Raw genomic sequence first — 16,640 nt, 5'->3', positions numbered from 1 at the left:
ATGAATATGCAATAGATTTTATTAAATCTTAAGAAGTGTAAGATGTCTTAAGAAAGCCTCTTTACTACTGGTATTTATGAATATGAGAGATAGGTTTCTTATAATAACTATTCGCGAAACCCAAGTTTAACGAATTGATATTACAAGAAGCATACTACTTGCCTGGACTTAGTATTTATAACATAAATGGGACTGTCTCACAAGAAATAAATCATCCTAAATTTATCCTATGTACAGTCCCATTTCAAAGTTATATTTATTTAGATTTTATCACCTTAACCAAATAATTGTATTCATCTATAGCCCCGGTCTTCCTAAGGAAGGCCGGCGTCATATAGTCATATCTGTATACAGAAAATCCGGTCAAAGATTTATTCCTGAGACTCGTAACCATACGTCCTAATATATCATGGTTATTCTTCCACTCAGAAGTCTCCTGTGCCTGTGCAAGATGCATAGGAAGTGCAATGTATAGTTTGACATTAGGATTGATAACCGTGGCAATCCAGTTATTTATAGTTTGCTCATATGGACATATATTGTGCTCAAATCCCCAGTATAGCTGAGGAGCTATATAGTCAACATAACCTGATTCCCTACCCCATCTGTCAATGTCCACATAGTACTTGTCATTTGCCCTTAAATTATTTAGATTTCCGGCAGGACTTATGCCAAAAGTACGGTTCTTACCTGAATTTTTAACTGTTGCATACACCATCTTAACCATCTTATTGATGTTATTTCTGCGCCAGTCAGCTATTGACAATGGATTTGACGTATTTGACTTATAGTCATTATATTCATCAGAATCAAACTTTGATGCGTAATTACTGCCAAGTGTAGGATAAAAATAATCATCAAAGATTACACCGTCTACATCATAGTTTTTAACTATTTCTGCAACACCGTTGTTGATAAGCTTAATTACGTCATCTGATGAAGGATTGTAGTAATACATGTTACCAAATTTGAGTACATTTCTGTCATTGTCTTCATTGTCATCATTTAGCCATTTATATGCAGGGCTGCTGGTCGCCAGTTTACCAAAATCAGCCTCTGTACACACTCTATATGGATTTATATAGGCGTGAATCTTAAGATTCCTTGAGTGTGCAGCATTAACCATTATTGCAAGTGGATCAAAGCCAGGATCTACTCCCTGTGTTCCGGAGGCATACTTAGACCAAGGGAAATATGCCGACCGGTACATAGCATCACTAAATGGCCTTACATGGACGTAGATTTCATTGAGCCCACTCGCTGCTATCCTATCAAACATCTCTGTTATTCTGCTGTTAAAGCTATTTAATGTATATCCCTTGCTATTAAACTCCAGAAAGGTAATCCAAGCAGCTCTCACTTCATTTGTGCCCACAGTAACATTTTTATTTACATTTTGATTACTGTCTGCATTAGCGTTATTACCACCGTTATTATTACTTGTATTATTACCGGCGTTATTACCGTTTGCGGTATTCTTGCTGGTATTTTTACTGTTATCTGTGTTGTCTTTAGTATTTGGATTAGTCTGATTGTTATTTGTGTTCATCTTAATCCTCACCTTTTTAATTGAGCTGTTACCTGACTTATCCATTGCATATACAGTGTATATATCATTTTGCTTCACTGTTATTGCTGTACTTATATTCTTGGTTGAGGCAACAGATACGTTTTTTACTTTTTTTGAGTAATACGCACTTCCAAAAAATGATTTTCTATGGTTTCCAACTGCGTATTTTATAGCTTTAACTGCACTGTTATCTGTGACAGTTATTTTTAACTTCAATTTCCCGTTATTAACATCTGTATACACGTAACATTTTATATTTGGTGCCGTTTTATCCTTTGCGTATGCATCGTAGCTGCCAAAGGCGCTTAAAAGCAGCTGAAATAAGATAAAAAATGCAAAGAATCTCTTAATAAACTGATTATTCAACCTTCCTCTCCTTTATCTTCCAGTTGGGTAATTATCAAATATCTCTTCTATTGTATCATACAATACTTCAGCAGCCTTATCCTGATTTTCAAGTTTACTAAACTTAGCTAAATCATCTTCATTAGATAAAAATCCATATTCTAATAAAACTGCAGGAACTGTATTCATGTTTGTAACAACATAAGCAGCAGTCTTTACACCTCTGTTAAAAGTACTGAAGGTTGAAGTAATATTTTTTAAGAACATACTTGCCATTGTGTAGCTTGAAAGACCGTTTGGCTGTAAAATATTATTTCTTGTAGAATAAAATACTTCAGTTCCCTTTGGTGTAGCTTTTGGAAATGAGTTCATATGCACACTGATAAATATATCAGCATCAACCTTTTTAGGAAATGCAGCTCTCTCGTATAAAGTTGGGTAGGTATCACCTTTTCTTGTCCAATACACTTTCAAGTCCTCATCATTGAGATAATTCCTAAAGTAGGTGTACCCAATGGACAAAACTACATTTTTTTCTTTATATATTTTATTCTGACTCGTAGTTCCATCATCATGTCCACCATGTCCCGGATCAATCACGACTACCTTTGAATAGAGGTTTTTAGCACGGTCTATAGCTACCTTAATCTGTGATTTAGACACAGTTAATCTGTACGCATAGAGCTTTGTGGTATAGAAAGTAAGTACTGTATCACCAGAATCATTAAGTGAAATATTTACATTACTTACCTTATTTGCATCATATTTAATTGGCTTAGAATTAAAATGACTTCTTAAGTCTCCAGGCAGTGTAATTGTAAAGTTCCCGGAAAAATAATTATCCTCATCTTCTATCTCAGAGGTATCTAAGCCACTAGGTAATGCTATTGTAGCACCGACAACATTTGCAGGTGTTGAAGCCTGCGAAAATGTTATAGTTAAAGTATTGCCGGACTGACTTGTGTAATAAGTAAGTCTTGAAGTTTTGTTGACGGATAAAGAAGCCCCTGCTATGCCATTGCTAAAATAGCTAAACAAACTTAGAGCAGAACCTGTATTGTCAACATATGAGCCGGAGCCTATAGTATCTATAATGTTAGGTATCGCCAGATTCTGGTTGCTATCAGAACTTCCGTTATCATTCACACTTAAAGGTGCAAGACCTGTAAAAGTAAAGGTATATACACCCTTATTATAGCTTCCTTTTATCTCTGTAATTGTGTTTTTATATATTTTCACATTCAGAGATTTACCGTCTTTTGACAGTAACATCTCATATCCTACTACACCATCTGCAAGTCCAAAGCTGATATTAGTAGAATTTGAGGCAGCGTTATATGTTGTATTTATGTAATTAACGGTACGAATATTACTTGTATAACTCTGGCTGCCGTTTGAAGATACATTATCAAGGCTAACTGTCAACTGATTATTGGCCATGTTACCCTTTATGCCACTAAAACCTTCAGTAGATGTGATGGTATATGTGTCAAAGTTATCTGCCTGATTTCCGGATAAATTAACTATATCAGCAATTGATGAGCCTGCAGAAGTATTCTTGCCGTTTAAGCTTTGTACAGCATTAAAGGCTGTAGCAGGGTTTACTTTTGACTTCCAGCTAAATGGAAGCTTATTTGCTACAAAAGGCTGGAGAGGCTGCTCTGCTTCATTACTAGGTTCTGGTGTTGGCTCAGGTGTTGGTTTAGAATTCTCATCATCACCAACATCCTCAACATCTTCATCATCATCAGGCAGACTTAAAGTACTTACATTACCACTTGTTTCAATATCAATGTCAAAGAGTTCACATATACTTTCCATAGGTATGTAAACTTCATTTTTATTTGAAAAATTAAGTTTAATAAAGTCAGGTGCCTTTTCAAGTTTTACCTGTGCACCGTTTAACTCTGCATTTTTGCTGCCAAGAGTAAGGATTAAGTTATTATCTCCAAAGCTTATAGTTGCACTTTTCTTCGATTTACTTAAGGTAAAGCTTCCTTCCATACTATCTGATAGGAATAAGCTTCTTGCAGGTCCCATTAAAGTTTTACCTACGTAGACACCCGGAAGCTTTGCAGTATTAAGCTCAATATCTTCTATACTAAAAATGACCTTTTTATTCTTAACATCATAAGATTTGCCGCTATATATAAAGGTTTCCTTAACACTTTTTGTAGTAGTCTTTTTAGTTGCCTTCTTATTAGTCTTGTTTGTCTTGGATTTTTTATCCTTTTTAGTATTATTTTTGTCCTTCTTAGTCTTTGCTTTGCTGTCAGATTTAACAGCTTTCTTTTTCTTAACAGTCTTTCCGGTCATCGAGGCAACGCCTGATGAAGCATCCCAGGTATATGTTAGCCCAAATGTTTTTGCTACATATCTGGTAGGTACATATATATCTTTAGTCTTATCGCTAAATTCAACCATTCTAGGTTCTACGGGCAGGGTTTCACTCTTACCGTTTACCTTTGCAGTAATTGAATTTAATGTTAATACCAAGGTGGTTTTGTCTCTCTTTAACTCCAAGGTATTTTTTTTCTTGTTGTACTTATAAGAAAGTCCAATCTTTGAATCAGAAAAGACCTCCTTTGCACTTGCAAGAGATATTCCATCAATTATAATACCCGGATGTTTAGATTTGATATTACTGCCATTTATTGTATATTTAACCTGTGCATCCGAATAGTTAATCTTTTGGTTTCCGTATTTAATATTAATGTTGTCTGCATAAGATGTACTTGGCATAGTACAGCAGAGCATACCTAAAACTGATACAAATGTTACAAACTTTTTAAATTTCATTTAAATCACTCCAATCAAAATTATCATATACATACAAAAAAACCGAGACTTTGTGAAAATGAAAAGAAATCATTCTCAGCATAATTATCGGAAATTTTATACTTTAGCTTAACTAGTTTACTGTTTAATAGTAAGATTATCAAGTGGTAAAATTATGTCATTTTGAGGGAATTTGTGTTAAATATTAGTCATTTTATATAAACCTACTATTTTACTATGGTTGTATTCACAGTATATCCCTTAATAAATGGATATTTTATGCGATTTATAACAATTATAATCTTGTAGAAAATATTAATTCTTTTGACTATGTTTGTAGTATATGATATACTAATCATACAAACTTATGTACGGCATAACAAATTATTTTTTAATCATCAAAACCTTATACTTCATCTAACATGTAGTATAGCATTGCTGTAGAACAAAAACTCTGTTATTTATGTTAATTCTATGTTTTTTGATGATTCATCCGTACTATTTATGTAGAGCAACGCCACATTAGTAATTATTTGTGTTATCACTTATGCAATAATATAATGATACTAGTGTCAAAAGTATAAAAATTCGATGCAAGCTTGCTTGCAAGAGAATTTATTATCTTTTGACACGCAAAAAATATGAGTAAGAAGCCATTTTTTACAAAAAAATGAGCGGATTACGAATATTTTTGCAAGGATTGCGAAAAGCGAAGCTGTAGCAATCCTGTATCAATGGGTGTCAAATACTTTTGACACATACATCATATAATTTAGCATTAATACCAGGAGGTAATATGGCTGAACATTCATACAGTCAACAGGTTGATATAGATAATGAATTGAAGCTAAGGGGACTTCTGCTTAAGCTTCCTAAATTTGCTTCTGAATTCTTCAGAGGTATTGAGTCAACTACTGCTTCAAGGACTAGAATAGCTTATGCTTATGACCTTATTGTCTTTTTTAACTGGCTCAAAGAGTCTAATCCTGCATTATCCAATACCGATGTTAGAGACATCGATATTAGTCTCTTAGACAGCTTAAAAGCTGTGGATATAGAAGAATATATTTCTTACATCAGATATTATGTAAAAGACGGTGAGGGACATGGTAATAAAGAAAAGGGAATTAAGCGTAAGCTTGTGGCTCTTAGAACCTTTTATAAGTACTACTACAAAAAAGAAAGAATTAAAAATAATCCAAGTGTACTAGTAGATACTCCTAAGCTTCACGATAAAGCTATAGTGAGGCTAGAGCCTGAGGAGGTAGCAGACTTGCTTGATAACATTGAGTCTGGCGAAGGTCTGACGGCTGCTCAAAACAGGTATCATGAAAAAACTTCAGTTAGGGATTTGGCGATTGTCACACTCCTGCTTGGTACAGGTATCCGTGTGTCTGAATGTGTCGGTATTGATATCAAAGATGTGGATTTTAAGACTAATGGAGTAAAGGTACACAGAAAGGGAGGTTATGAAACTGTTGTGTACTTTGGTGATGAAACACAAGCAGCTCTTAAGAAGTACTTAGAAGAAAGAATCAAAATAGAAGCTGCAGAAGGTCATACTAATGCCCTCTTTTTATCTATGCAAAAAAAGAGGATAAGTGTACGTGCAGTTGAATTATTGGTCAAAAAATATTCCAGTCTGGTAACTACAATGAAAAAAATAACTCCTCATAAACTTAGAAGTACCTACGGAACCAGTTTATATAGGGAAACAGGTGATATTTATCTTGTAGCTGATGTGCTTGGCCATAAAGATGTAAATACTACAAAGAAACACTATGCTGCCATTGAAGAAGATAGGCGAAGAAAGGCAGCAAATATTGTGAAACTGCGTAAGGAATAGAAGGAGCCGCAATGAGCCATAGTAATGAAGAATTTATGGAAGCGTTTAAACACTTGGATAAAATCTGTAAAGAAATGTTTAACAGTGAAAAAGGTGTAACTTCATATATCGATGCAATGGAAAAAATGACAAATGGAGATAGATATGTTTCAAACTGGGACTATGTTCTTAAAAGGTTAAAAAAACTACGACACATAAGAAACCAATATGCCCATGAAATAGGATCATCCTATGATAATATATGTGTGCCAGAGGATATTGAATGGCTTAAAAGCTTCTACAACGAAATAATGAACACTACAGATACTTTGGCGCAATATAGAAAAGCTACTATAAAGAAACAGGAAAAAGCCAAAACAACTGAATCTAAATCTATGGCAACAGTACCTAATCCATCAAAACTTACACAAGAAATATCAACACCAAAATCTGCTAGTTACAATCAACTTCACAGACTTAAACCTAATTACAAGGATGAAAATGAAGAAGACGCAAGTAGATTAGGCATAGTTCTAATTTTTGTCATTGCAACACTGATTACTTGTGGAATATTATATGTTGCCTTTTATGTTTAGTCTCAAATCACTTTGTATATGGAATAACAAGGCTTACTCCGGCAGAAATCTCATCTCCTGAGAGATTGTTGCACTCTTTTATAGCCTCTACATACTCTTTAGTGCTATTATAGTAAACAGAATCATAGCTCTGTGCGATGCTCCACAAGGTCTCACCCTGCTTCACTACCCTACTGTCTATGTATACAGGCTTCATTTCTGAATCGGCCTTTACAAAGTTGTTAGAGAAACCAAGAAAGTATGAAAAAACCATCGTAATAACATAAAAAGTTAAGATAAAGCTGATTTTACTTCTCTTGTTTCTCTGACGATTCCCTACATTATAATGTACTCTCTTATTATTCTTAGTCATAATCTAAATCCCCCTAAATAATAAACAAATGTTTGCGAACAATCGTTCTGATATAGTTATTATATCGAACAAATATTCTTTTGTCAACAGGGAAATCGAACAAATTTTTGGAACATCCGTTTGACATTTAGAAATAAATGATATATACTTGAGTCATGTATTATTAGGAATTTGGAGGAATAGTTATGGGATATGGTAAGATAACTGCTAAGCAGCAGGAAATATTAGATTATTTGAAAACACAGGTTTTGTCTAAAGGTTATCCACCTTCAGTTAGAGAAATATGCGAAGCAGTACGTTTAAAGTCTACTTCATCTGTTCACTCTCACCTTGAGACCTTAGAGAAAAATGGTTATATCAGGCGTGACCCTACTAAGCCTCGTGCCATTGAGATTGTTGATGATGAGTTCAATATCACAAGAAGAGAGCTCGTAAGTATTCCTGTTGTGGGTACAGTTGCTGCAGGAGAGCCTATTTTTGCTGTTGAGAATATATCAGAGTACTTCCCTATTCCTGCGGAGTATATGCCTAATGAGGAAACTTTCATGCTTGTTGTAAAAGGTGACAGTATGATTAATGTCGGCGTTTACAGCGGAGATAAAATTATTGTAAAAAAGTGTTCAACTGCTTCAAACGGTGATATGGTTGTTGCTATGGTAGACGATTCTGCTACAGTTAAGACTTTTTATAAAGAAAAAAATCACTTTAGATTACAGCCTGAAAATGACTCCATGGAGCCTATCATCGTTGATCAGGTAGAAATCCTTGGTAAAGTTATAGGACTTATTAGAATGTATTAGAATATTATACAGTGTTGTACTACCTGTTAAACTTAAAACATTAGGTTACAGCTCTGTATTTAGGATGATTGCTATATGACTTCTTATAATTGCAGTAATTATAATTAATTAAAATAATGATACCACAGTTGATTATAACTAATCCACCTTAAATTAGGCAAATAAATAGTTAAATCAACTGTGGTATTTTCCTGCTGCTTATTATATGATGTGCGTGTCAATAGTACTTGACACAAATTGATACAGGATTGCTACAGTTGAACTTTTCGCAGTCCTTACCTTTAGCGTGCAATTTAATTTCGATATTTCTAAGGATGTCACCTGAAAATAACGGTTAATTAATAAGCATTTCTGTATCAAGCATCTTCCCGTCAGACCATACTCTCTCAATATTATAGAACTCTCTATCTTCTCTTGAGAAAATATGAATTACAAATTCGCCATAATCTAATAGTATCCAAGTTTCTGAACGGCTGCCTTCTATTCTTTCAGGATGAATGCCTGCCTTAGCAAGACTTTCCTCAACTGCATCCTGCAATGCCTTCATCTGATTTTCGTTTTTAGCATCAGCAATTACAAAATACTCCGAAATAGTTGTAAGATGAGCTATATCAATTACTTTTATATTATTTGCTAAATGCTCATCAAGTGCCTTACAGGTAATTCTTACTGCATCTAAAATATTTTCCATTATCCCTCCACTAGTTTTTTATAAAATTCGTATGTCTCTTCAGTTCTTTTATCCATAACCCCATTATCTTCTTTTATTTTAGTAATAACTGATTTGAGCTCATATAGAGCTGCCTTATGTAGATTAGTAAAGGCACAGGCTCTCATTTCATCGATATAAGGCAGAGCAGGACGGCTTGGTTCAATATAATCAGCCACATATATAATCTCCTCCAATAGGCTCATATCAGGTCTGCCTGTTGTATGGTAAGTAATGGCTGAAAGCACATCCACGTCTTCTACACCGTATACATTTTTAGCATAGAAGGCACCCAGCTTTGTATGCAACAATCCCGGTGAAAGCCTTTCTATATCAGAAATTTCAATCCCGTTTTTCTCACATTCAGTTATCATTTCAGAGCTCTTAAGATATTTTGCACAGTCATGCAAAAGTCCTGCAAGCTGAGCCTTATATACATCTCCTCCATGGCTCATTGCCAGTGAAGCAGCTGTATATGAAACACCTAAGGTATGATAAAATCTGTACTCAGGAAGAAGCACTCTTAGCTTGTTTTGTATATCAAAAAGCCTTACAGAATCACCCATGAACTTCCTCCTTATATAAGTTATTAGTTAAGATATATTGCATCACCTTATTACTTATACCAAGTAAGCTTGCATCCTTTATCCCCTCAGAAATCAATTTTCTGATTTCAGTTGATGAAACTGAGGTTGCCCTAAACCTCACTTCCTTCATTCTGACATTAGTGAATCTCTTCTTTAAGACATTATCAATATGAGACAAGCATTTGTCTGACTCACTTCCTATTCTTGAAATATAGAGAATATCGGCATTATCAAAGATAATTTGTGGCTCGTGCCAGTCTTCAAGGTACAGAACCGAATCTCCTCCAATGATAAGTGTAAATTCATCGCCCGGAAAGTCTTTCTTAAGTGATATTAAAGTATCTGAGGTATAGCTAACCCTATCTCTTACAAGCTCATAATCAGAGGGGAAGATGTTCTTTTCGCCAATGAGTGCAAGCTTTACCATTTCAAACCTATGTGTGTCAGCCACAATTTTCATTCCAAGCTTATGTGGTGGAACCTTTGCCGGCATCACCCACACTTCATCAAGCCCTCCTTCTTTAAGAGCGGCTTTTGCCATATCTATATGGGTGTTGTGAATCGGATTAAAGGTGCCGCCAAATATACCTATTTTTTTCATATTGTCACTCGTTATTTCTTAGGTAGTTCAATCTTTTTATTATCTTTTGATTCTTTGTAAAGAACTATCTTCTTTCCAATCACCTGTACAACTTGTGAATGCGTGCGCTCAGCAAGAACTTCAGCTATTTCACGAGGCTCATCCAGACAGTTCTTAAGTACGGATATTTTAATAAGCTCCCTTGTTTCGAGAACTTCTGCAATTGCAGAGGTAAATTCAGGGGTGATGCTGGATTTCCCAACATTAAATACAGGATCTAACTTCATTGCAAGACCTTTAAGGTATGCTCTTTGTTTACTGGTCATATAATCTCCCGCTATGTCAATCAATATTTATTGATACAAGTGTCAAAAGTATAATTATAAAATACTTTTTATAAACACATCATTTACTTATAATAATCAAAACTCAGGTCACCAAGATTTACAAGGTCACCCTCCTCTATTCCAAGTTCCTCTAATCTATCAATAACTCCTTGGTCGCGCAGGAACTTTTGGAAGAAAGCAAAGCCCTTTTCATCATCAAGGTTAGTGTATCCAAGCATTTTATCAATCTTGGAGCCCTTAACAAGGTATTCACCTTCCTTTACCTTTGTAATCTCAAGTGGACTCTCATCGATTACAAGGTCAGAGGCATCAAATTCCTTATGGAAAATAACCGGAGTTCTATCAAGTGTCTTAAGTATATCATTTACTGCATACAAAAGTTCTTTAATTCCCTTACCTGAAACTGCAGAAATCGGATAGATAGGAATATTATCACCGTCAAAGGCTTCGTGGAATTCTTTAAGCTTTTCATCAGCTTCATCACCATAGAATAAATCCATTTTATTTGCAGCAATTATCTGAGGAGTCTTAAGTAACTCGGGATTATAGTTTCCGAGCTCTTTATTGATATTTTTAATGTCTTCAATAGGATCTCTTCCTTCTGAGCCTGAAATATCAACTACATGGACAATGATTCTGGTTCTTTCTATATGTCTAAGGAATTGATGTCCAAGGCCAACTCCTTCAGAAGCTCCCTCTATAAGCCCCGGTATGTCGGCAATTACGAAGCCTGCACCGCCTCCAAGGTCTACTACTCCGAGATTTGGATGTAATGTGGTAAAGTGATAATTCGCTATCTTAGGCTTAGCATTGGTGCATCTTGAAAGAATTGTAGATTTACCTACATTTGGATAACCTACAAGGCCAACATCTGCAATTAGCTTTAGCTCAAGAATCAGAGTAAGCTCAATGCCCGGTTTTCCTGGCTGCGCATAGGTAGGAACCTGCATAGTAGGAGTAGCGTAATTCATATTACCCTTACCGCCTTTACCTCCCTTAAGAATGACTTCTCTCTGGTTATCTCCTGACATGTCCACTATAACCTTGCCGGATTCTGCCTCTTTTACAACAGTTCCCTCAGGAACCTTTATTATTATATCCTCGCCGTCTTTTCCATGACAACGTCTTCTTCCACCTTCATCGCCATCCTTGGCGTAATATTTTCTAACATATCTAAATTCATTAAGTGTGTTTATATTTTTATCAACTTCAAAAATAACATCACCGCCATCGCCGCCATCGCCGCCATCCGGTCCACCTGCAGCTACAAACAATTCGCGTCTGAAACTTACATGGCCATTACCGCCATTACCTGATTTAACATATATTTTTGCACTATCTGCAAACATTTTTCTTCCTCTATCTTTGTTTCATTAAAAAATGCCCCAAATCTATGTATTACAAAGATTTGGGGCCAATTATCAGTTATTATTCAGCAACAGCTACAGGATATACAGAAACCTGCTTCTTGTCTCTGCCTAATCTCTCAAATTTAACTTTTCCATCAACTGTAGCAAATAATGTATCATCCTTACCGATTCCAACATTTGTACCTGGATGGATATGAGTTCCACGCTGTCTATAAAGAATATTTCCAGCTAATACGAACTGACCATCTGCTCTCTTAGCACCAAGTCTTTTTGACTCAGAATCTCTGCCGTTCTTAGTAGAACCAACACCCTTCTTATGAGCAAAAAACTGAAGGTTCAATCTTATCATCGCATTACACCTCCTGCCTTAATATAGTAATGAACTTTTTACCGTATTCTTGTGATATTCCATCGAGTCCAAGCATAAGAGACTTCATAAGTAAATCAGCATTATCGCTCAACTTACCCTTAAACTCTGCTCTTAGATAACCTTTTTCAGGATCATCATAAGCAGTGAATTCATCTTTACAAAAGACCTCAATAGAGTTTAGCGTATTAATAGCCAATATAGAAACTGCAGCACATACAATATCTTTACCGGAATCGGCAAATAATGCATGACCTGAAAATTCTATACTCTTATAACCGCCATCTTTGTCTACCGACACAACAACCTTAATCATGATTAAGCGTTAATCTTTTCAATCTTAAGCTTTGTGTACAACTGTCTGTGTCCGTTTTTCTTGTGGTATCCGCTTTTGCGCTTATACTTGTAAACAATAACCTTAGGTCCCTTGCCTTCTTTTTCAACTGTAGCTGTTACAGTAGCACCAGCTACTACAGGGTTTCCAAGAACGAACTTGTCACCACCGATTGCAAGAACCTGATCAAAGGTATAAGTCTCTCCGGCTGCTACACCAAGCTTTTCAACCTGGATAACATCACCTTCAGCTACCTTATACTGCTTACCACCTGTTGCAATAATTGCGTACATATGGCTCCTCCTATTATAATTCTCGCCTGCTTAGGTGTTGTCATTTGGACAAACTTCTACCCACACAGTGCGGCACAAAATATAGTTTAGCATACAGAGAGAGGGATGTCAACAAATTTTTATTTCTTTTGATAAGGAATCCTTATCAAATACAAGGTTTTCCTCATTTCCATTATAGCAAAGCTTCACACTTCCATACTTTTTGGCTCTTATAACTATATGAGTTACCTTGCCATTTTCCCAGTCCACATCAAGACTATAGCCTCCCTTTGCTCGTATGCCTTTTACAAACCCTGTATTAAATGCTTTTGGCAGGGCAGGCAAGAGTTCAATCCTCTCTTCATCACTTTGGAGTATCATTTCAATCACAGCAGCAGCAAATCCAAAATTGCCATCAATCTGAAAAGGCGGATGTGCGCAGAATAAATTAGGATAAGTTCCTCCTCCGGTGACCATAATGTTCTCTTCAACCGTGTAACGGAGTTGATTCTTTAAGAGGTTTAATGCACTTTCAGCTTCTTTAAGTCTTGCATATAGGCAGGCTTTCCAAGCTATACACCAGCCTGTTCCATCATCTCCTCTCCTGTTAAGGGAAGTTTCGCAGGCTTTTTTAAGCTTTTCATCTTTGATTAGATTGCCCGGATATAGCCCATAAAGATGGGATACATGCCTATGATGCACATCATTTTCGATGTAGTCAACTAACCATTCACATAAAGCGCCGGTTTTTCCTATCTTAAAAGGAGGGAGCTTCTTAAGTGCATTTAAGACCTCCTTATCTTTCTCCAAACCTAAGATATCCTGTATAGTAAGATAATTAGCAAATAGCTCCTTAATTATGCTTATATCCATTGTAGATGCATAGGTTAGAGCATGAACTCCTCCTTTATCATCTACGAAGTAGTTTTCCGGGGAAGTAGACGGTATGGTAACTAAATATCCATCCACCTCTCTCAAATAGTCTAGGTAAAATTTCACTGCTCCATCAATAATAGGATAAGCAGTATCCCTTAAGAAATCTTCATCTTGTTCATAGAGATAATGCTCAAAAAGGTGTCTGCAAAGCCAGCCGCCACTCATCTGCCAAAGACCATACACAGATGGGTTGTCATCACCTGCATTTAAGCCCACAGGGGTAGAGTGTCCCCATAAATCCACATTGTGATGGCTTACCCAGCCTCTTGCTCCATACATCTTCTTAGCTGTCTCCTCCCCCCTCTTGCTTGCCTTTTCTAAAAGCTCAAAGAGAGGTCTATGGAAGTCAGAAAGACCTGTGGACTCAGCTATCCAGTAGTTCATTTCAGTATTAATATTAACAGTGTAGTTAGAGCTCCAAGGCGCTCTTAAGATATCTGACCATATTCCCTGTAGATTGGCACATTCGGTTCCGGGCTTTGATGATGTAATTAGCAAATACCTTGCATATTGAGTCATTAGCTCATATATGTAGCCGTCATCTATATCTTTGGCATCTTTAATAGCCTTAACTGTATCCTTATTTTCTGAATCTGAAAGAGAAATTTCAAATGTTTTAAAATGAGGTGTATAAGCCTCTTTATGCTTTGTTAAAGATTTATCAAATCCCTGTTCCCTTACCTTTTTAAGCCTGTTTTTACAGAATTCTTCTAAATTATTTTTGTTTTTATAATCAGTATCTCCCGTTAAATAAAGCTCAACCTTGTCTGCATCTTTAATAACAAGTTTGTCATCTTTTATCTGCATTTCACCTGAATGTATTAAGACTTCAAGCATGAGTACAAAGTTTAGACCTTTGCCGTCTTCATATCTTATAGGTTCAGGTACGTTAAAATAATTTGGAGCAGCATAGATTGGCGCCCTGCCCTTAAGAGTAAGCCTGTTTTCACTGCTGTTTAGGCAATAATGCAGTTTACTATCAAGAGATACTTCTAGAGATAGTCCTCTGTTCTCACCCTCCAAACGGGCTACTAAAGTGCTGTCGCAAAAGCTTACAAAAGCAGACAGATGTCTCTTAGAGGAATTACTGTTAGCCTCCATTTTGTAAACAGCAGTGTCAAGAGATAGTTCCCTGTAAAATGAAGTTTTCGCCTCATCTTCATCCAAGTACTTTATTCTTAGATTACCTGCAGGAAGATAGCACTCAGTCCAGTCGCCAAGCACATAGGTCTTGCTAATCTCCTCTGCTTCTTTGTATTCTTCTTTTAAGATATGCTCCCTTATCTCTTCCAGTTTGTCTGGACTAAAGAGTGGATTCATCTTATTTTTTTCTTCGCCCGACCAAAGAGTATCAAGATTGAGGCTTATGTCCTCATAAGCCTCATATGAATTTACTCTTGCTCCAAAATTGCCGCTTCCAAGTGGAAGTCCATCATAACGAAACTTTGCAGCTTCTCCGTATCTTAGATTATACTTTCCCATATTTCATCCTATCTTCTGTTTATCCAAGCTCCATTTGTAAAATCAGGAATTGCAACAGGTGCTCCTCCCATATTTATTGACTGTTCGGCAAGCACTGAAATACTCATCCAGGCAGCCATATCGTATACATCTATATTAGGCTCTTTTTTATTTAATACACAGTCAATAAAATCTGAAAATACCAGATAATCCATGCCATCATGACCTTTTTTTACACCATTTTCAAGGTATTCTTTCCAAAGTGGATGCTCATATTTTTTGCGATAATCCTCAACATTGTTCCAATGCTTGCTCCACTCAAAATGCTCCTTCTCACTATATTCGTTATCCAAAAAAATGGAATGATTATCTTCGGTATACATACCCTTTGTGCCGTGAATGGTATAGCCTCTTGAATAGTAGCGAGGCAGTGTCGTATCAAGGCTTAGAAGTATGGTTTCTCCATTTGCACATTTAATTATTGTATTTACAATATCAGCCTGATTAAAGGTTGTATTCATCAGTTCTTCATCATCACTCTTTTTTTCTCTGATATACTCACTGAGTCCAAAGGAGCCTGAAGCAACTGATGTAAGGCTAAGCATACGATTTCCCTTATTAATGTTAAGCAGCTTTGCTATCGGACCTAATTCATGAGTCGGATAGTTCTCTGTATTTCTATGTATGTAGTTGTTTAGCCTGTAATGACGGTTTTCCTTGCCAAAAGCTATTTCGCCTCTAAGGTCGTGCTTGTAGCCTCCCTCACAATGAACTATCCTTCCAAGAAGCCCAAGTTCTTTCATGTGGCTTACAAGCATTTCATCTCTACCATATACACAGTTTTCAAGGAGCATTACAGGAACCTTTGTCTCCTCATAGGCTTCAACTATTTTCCAACATTCTCTAAGAGAATATGCTCCACCAACCTCACAGCCTACAGCCTTGCCTTTATGCATTGCCTCTATACATATATCAATATGTTTATCCCAGGAAGTACAAAGGATAACAGCATCTACATCTTTCATTTCAAGGATTTCTTTATAATTTGTTGTAGTCTTAGGACGTGGAAATCCAGCCTGCTCAACAATATCAGCACATTCCTTGCATCTGTCTTCATACTTGTCACAAATGGCTGTAAACTGAGCTAAAGGATGCTCAAGATACGCTGTTTTAAGAAGTCCTCTTCCTCTGCTTCCAAGACCAATCATAGCCAATCTTAATTTTTCCATTGTGTTTCTCCAATTCTGTATTATATATCAGCCCTTAACCCCAATAATGCAATTACGTAAATCGCATCTCATATAATTGCAAAAAAATATAATTGCAAATAAATTATCTCTATTTTAATACAAATAGTTAATTATTTCTACTATCAAATATTGTTGTTGCCCAAAATATTTGATAGGTAATT

16 protein-coding genes are annotated in these 16,640 nt (G+C 36.1%); 3 read left to right on the top strand and 13 right to left on the bottom strand.

Annotated elements, in window-relative coordinates; genetic code table 11:
* Positions 1–256 precede the first annotated feature (256 nt).
* Both ACO6HM_RS03335 and ACO6HM_RS03330 read right to left on the bottom strand, forming a co-directional pair.
* Positions 257–1,936, bottom strand: coding sequence for a glycoside hydrolase family 10-like protein (locus ACO6HM_RS03335; protein WP_485389758.1), 1,680 nt, complete (start codon positions 1,934–1,936; stop codon positions 257–259).
* A gap of 12 nt (positions 1,937–1,948) precedes the next feature.
* Positions 1,949–4,714 (bottom strand): N-acetylmuramoyl-L-alanine amidase, encoded by a 2,766-nt coding sequence (locus ACO6HM_RS03330; protein WP_485389757.1) that lies wholly within the window; start codon positions 4,712–4,714, stop codon positions 1,949–1,951.
* A 775-nt stretch (positions 4,715–5,489) separates the two neighbouring features.
* On the opposite strand from ACO6HM_RS03330, the gene ACO6HM_RS03325 reads away from it, so the two are divergent.
* Positions 5,490–6,539, top strand: coding sequence for a tyrosine-type recombinase/integrase (locus ACO6HM_RS03325; RefSeq protein WP_485389756.1), 1,050 nt, complete (start codon positions 5,490–5,492; stop codon positions 6,537–6,539).
* An 11-nt stretch (positions 6,540–6,550) separates the two neighbouring features.
* Positions 6,551–7,114, top strand: coding sequence for a DUF6548 family protein (locus tag ACO6HM_RS03320; RefSeq protein WP_485389755.1), 564 nt, complete (start codon positions 6,551–6,553; stop codon positions 7,112–7,114).
* Between the two features lie 7 nt (positions 7,115–7,121).
* Here ACO6HM_RS03320 and yneA read toward each other — a convergent pair whose 3' ends face one another.
* Positions 7,122–7,466 (bottom strand): cell division suppressor protein YneA, encoded by a 345-nt coding sequence (yneA, locus tag ACO6HM_RS03315; protein WP_485389754.1) that lies wholly within the window; start codon positions 7,464–7,466, stop codon positions 7,122–7,124.
* A gap of 185 nt (positions 7,467–7,651) precedes the next feature.
* On the opposite strand from yneA, the gene lexA reads away from it, so the two are divergent.
* The gene (gene lexA, locus ACO6HM_RS03310) at positions 7,652–8,266 is read left to right on the top strand and encodes a transcriptional repressor LexA (RefSeq protein ID WP_485378425.1); all 615 of its coding nucleotides are present in this window, start codon (positions 7,652–7,654) and stop codon (positions 8,264–8,266) included.
* 334 nt (positions 8,267–8,600) lie between these two features.
* On the opposite strand, the gene rsfS is transcribed toward lexA, so the two are convergent.
* From rsfS to ACO6HM_RS03260, 10 genes are all read right to left on the bottom strand, one after another.
* On the bottom strand, positions 8,601–8,957 hold the full coding sequence (gene rsfS / locus ACO6HM_RS03305; RefSeq protein ID WP_485389753.1) for a ribosome silencing factor: 357 nt from the start codon (positions 8,955–8,957) through the stop codon (positions 8,601–8,603).
* The gene (gene yqeK / locus ACO6HM_RS03300; protein ID WP_485389752.1) at positions 8,957–9,541 is read right to left on the bottom strand and encodes a bis(5'-nucleosyl)-tetraphosphatase (symmetrical) YqeK; all 585 of its coding nucleotides are present in this window, start codon (positions 9,539–9,541) and stop codon (positions 8,957–8,959) included. The genes rsfS and yqeK overlap by 1 nt, the downstream gene beginning before the upstream one ends.
* Positions 9,534–10,163 carry a nicotinate (nicotinamide) nucleotide adenylyltransferase gene (gene nadD / locus ACO6HM_RS03295; RefSeq protein WP_485389751.1) on the bottom strand — a complete coding sequence of 210 codons (630 nt, stop codon included), beginning with the start codon at positions 10,161–10,163 and terminating at the stop codon, positions 9,534–9,536. The genes yqeK and nadD overlap by 8 nt, the downstream gene beginning before the upstream one ends.
* Positions 10,164–10,174: 11 nt before the next feature.
* Positions 10,175–10,468 carry a ribosome assembly RNA-binding protein YhbY gene (yhbY, locus tag ACO6HM_RS03290; protein WP_208428768.1) on the bottom strand — a complete coding sequence of 98 codons (294 nt, stop codon included), beginning with the start codon at positions 10,466–10,468 and terminating at the stop codon, positions 10,175–10,177.
* Positions 10,469–10,551: 83 nt separating this feature from the next.
* Positions 10,552–11,838 carry a GTPase ObgE gene (gene obgE / locus ACO6HM_RS03285; RefSeq protein ID WP_485389750.1) on the bottom strand — a complete coding sequence of 429 codons (1,287 nt, stop codon included), beginning with the start codon at positions 11,836–11,838 and terminating at the stop codon, positions 10,552–10,554.
* A gap of 79 nt (positions 11,839–11,917) precedes the next feature.
* Entirely contained in the window at positions 11,918–12,208 is a 291-nt protein-coding gene (rpmA, locus tag ACO6HM_RS03280) for a 50S ribosomal protein L27 (RefSeq protein ID WP_208428770.1), read from the bottom strand.
* Between the two features lie 4 nt (positions 12,209–12,212).
* The gene (locus ACO6HM_RS03275) at positions 12,213–12,542 is read right to left on the bottom strand and encodes a ribosomal-processing cysteine protease Prp (RefSeq protein WP_485389749.1); all 330 of its coding nucleotides are present in this window, start codon (positions 12,540–12,542) and stop codon (positions 12,213–12,215) included.
* 2 nt (positions 12,543–12,544) lie between these two features.
* Positions 12,545–12,853, bottom strand: coding sequence for a 50S ribosomal protein L21 (gene rplU / locus ACO6HM_RS03270; protein ID WP_208428772.1), 309 nt, complete (start codon positions 12,851–12,853; stop codon positions 12,545–12,547).
* Positions 12,854–12,961: 108 nt separating this feature from the next.
* A complete protein-coding gene (locus ACO6HM_RS03265; protein ID WP_485389748.1) occupies positions 12,962–15,250 on the bottom strand; it encodes a glycosyl hydrolase family 95 catalytic domain-containing protein in 2,289 nt (762 codons plus the stop codon).
* An 8-nt stretch (positions 15,251–15,258) separates the two neighbouring features.
* Entirely contained in the window at positions 15,259–16,458 is a 1,200-nt protein-coding gene (locus ACO6HM_RS03260; RefSeq protein ID WP_485389747.1) for a Gfo/Idh/MocA family protein, read from the bottom strand.
* Between the last annotated feature and the right edge of the window lie 182 nt (positions 16,459–16,640).

The sequence above is a fragment of the Catonella sp. genome (assembly GCF_057250765.1).
Note: the sequence above shows the minus strand (reverse complement) of the source record. Positions and strands in the feature narration are given on the sequence as shown.

What these genes read in the sequence shown, in the direction of transcription:
- ACO6HM_RS03330 (WP_485389757.1), bottom strand. Translation starts at nt 4,714, where the DNA reads ATGAAATTTAAAAAGTTTGTAACATTTGTATCAGTTTTAGGTATGCTC.
- ACO6HM_RS03325 (WP_485389756.1), top strand. Translation starts at nt 5,490, where the DNA reads ATGGCTGAACATTCATACAGTCAACAGGTTGATATAGATAATGAATTG.
- ACO6HM_RS03320 (WP_485389755.1), top strand. Translation starts at nt 6,551, where the DNA reads ATGAGCCATAGTAATGAAGAATTTATGGAAGCGTTTAAACACTTGGAT.
- yneA (WP_485389754.1), bottom strand. Translation starts at nt 7,466, where the DNA reads ATGACTAAGAATAATAAGAGAGTACATTATAATGTAGGGAATCGTCAG.
- lexA (WP_485378425.1), top strand. Translation starts at nt 7,652, where the DNA reads ATGGGATATGGTAAGATAACTGCTAAGCAGCAGGAAATATTAGATTAT.
- rsfS (WP_485389753.1), bottom strand. Translation starts at nt 8,957, where the DNA reads ATGGAAAATATTTTAGATGCAGTAAGAATTACCTGTAAGGCACTTGAT.
- yqeK (WP_485389752.1), bottom strand. Translation starts at nt 9,541, where the DNA reads ATGGGTGATTCTGTAAGGCTTTTTGATATACAAAACAAGCTAAGAGTG.
- nadD (WP_485389751.1), bottom strand. Translation starts at nt 10,163, where the DNA reads ATGAAAAAAATAGGTATATTTGGCGGCACCTTTAATCCGATTCACAAC.
- yhbY (WP_208428768.1), bottom strand. Translation starts at nt 10,468, where the DNA reads ATGACCAGTAAACAAAGAGCATACCTTAAAGGTCTTGCAATGAAGTTA.
- obgE (WP_485389750.1), bottom strand. Translation starts at nt 11,838, where the DNA reads ATGTTTGCAGATAGTGCAAAAATATATGTTAAATCAGGTAATGGCGGT.
- rpmA (WP_208428770.1), bottom strand. Translation starts at nt 12,208, where the DNA reads ATGATAAGATTGAACCTTCAGTTTTTTGCTCATAAGAAGGGTGTTGGT.
- ACO6HM_RS03275 (WP_485389749.1), bottom strand. Translation starts at nt 12,542, where the DNA reads ATGATTAAGGTTGTTGTGTCGGTAGACAAAGATGGCGGTTATAAGAGT.
- rplU (WP_208428772.1), bottom strand. Translation starts at nt 12,853, where the DNA reads ATGTACGCAATTATTGCAACAGGTGGTAAGCAGTATAAGGTAGCTGAA.
- ACO6HM_RS03265 (WP_485389748.1), bottom strand. Translation starts at nt 15,250, where the DNA reads ATGGGAAAGTATAATCTAAGATACGGAGAAGCTGCAAAGTTTCGTTAT.
- ACO6HM_RS03260 (WP_485389747.1), bottom strand. Translation starts at nt 16,458, where the DNA reads ATGGAAAAATTAAGATTGGCTATGATTGGTCTTGGAAGCAGAGGAAGA.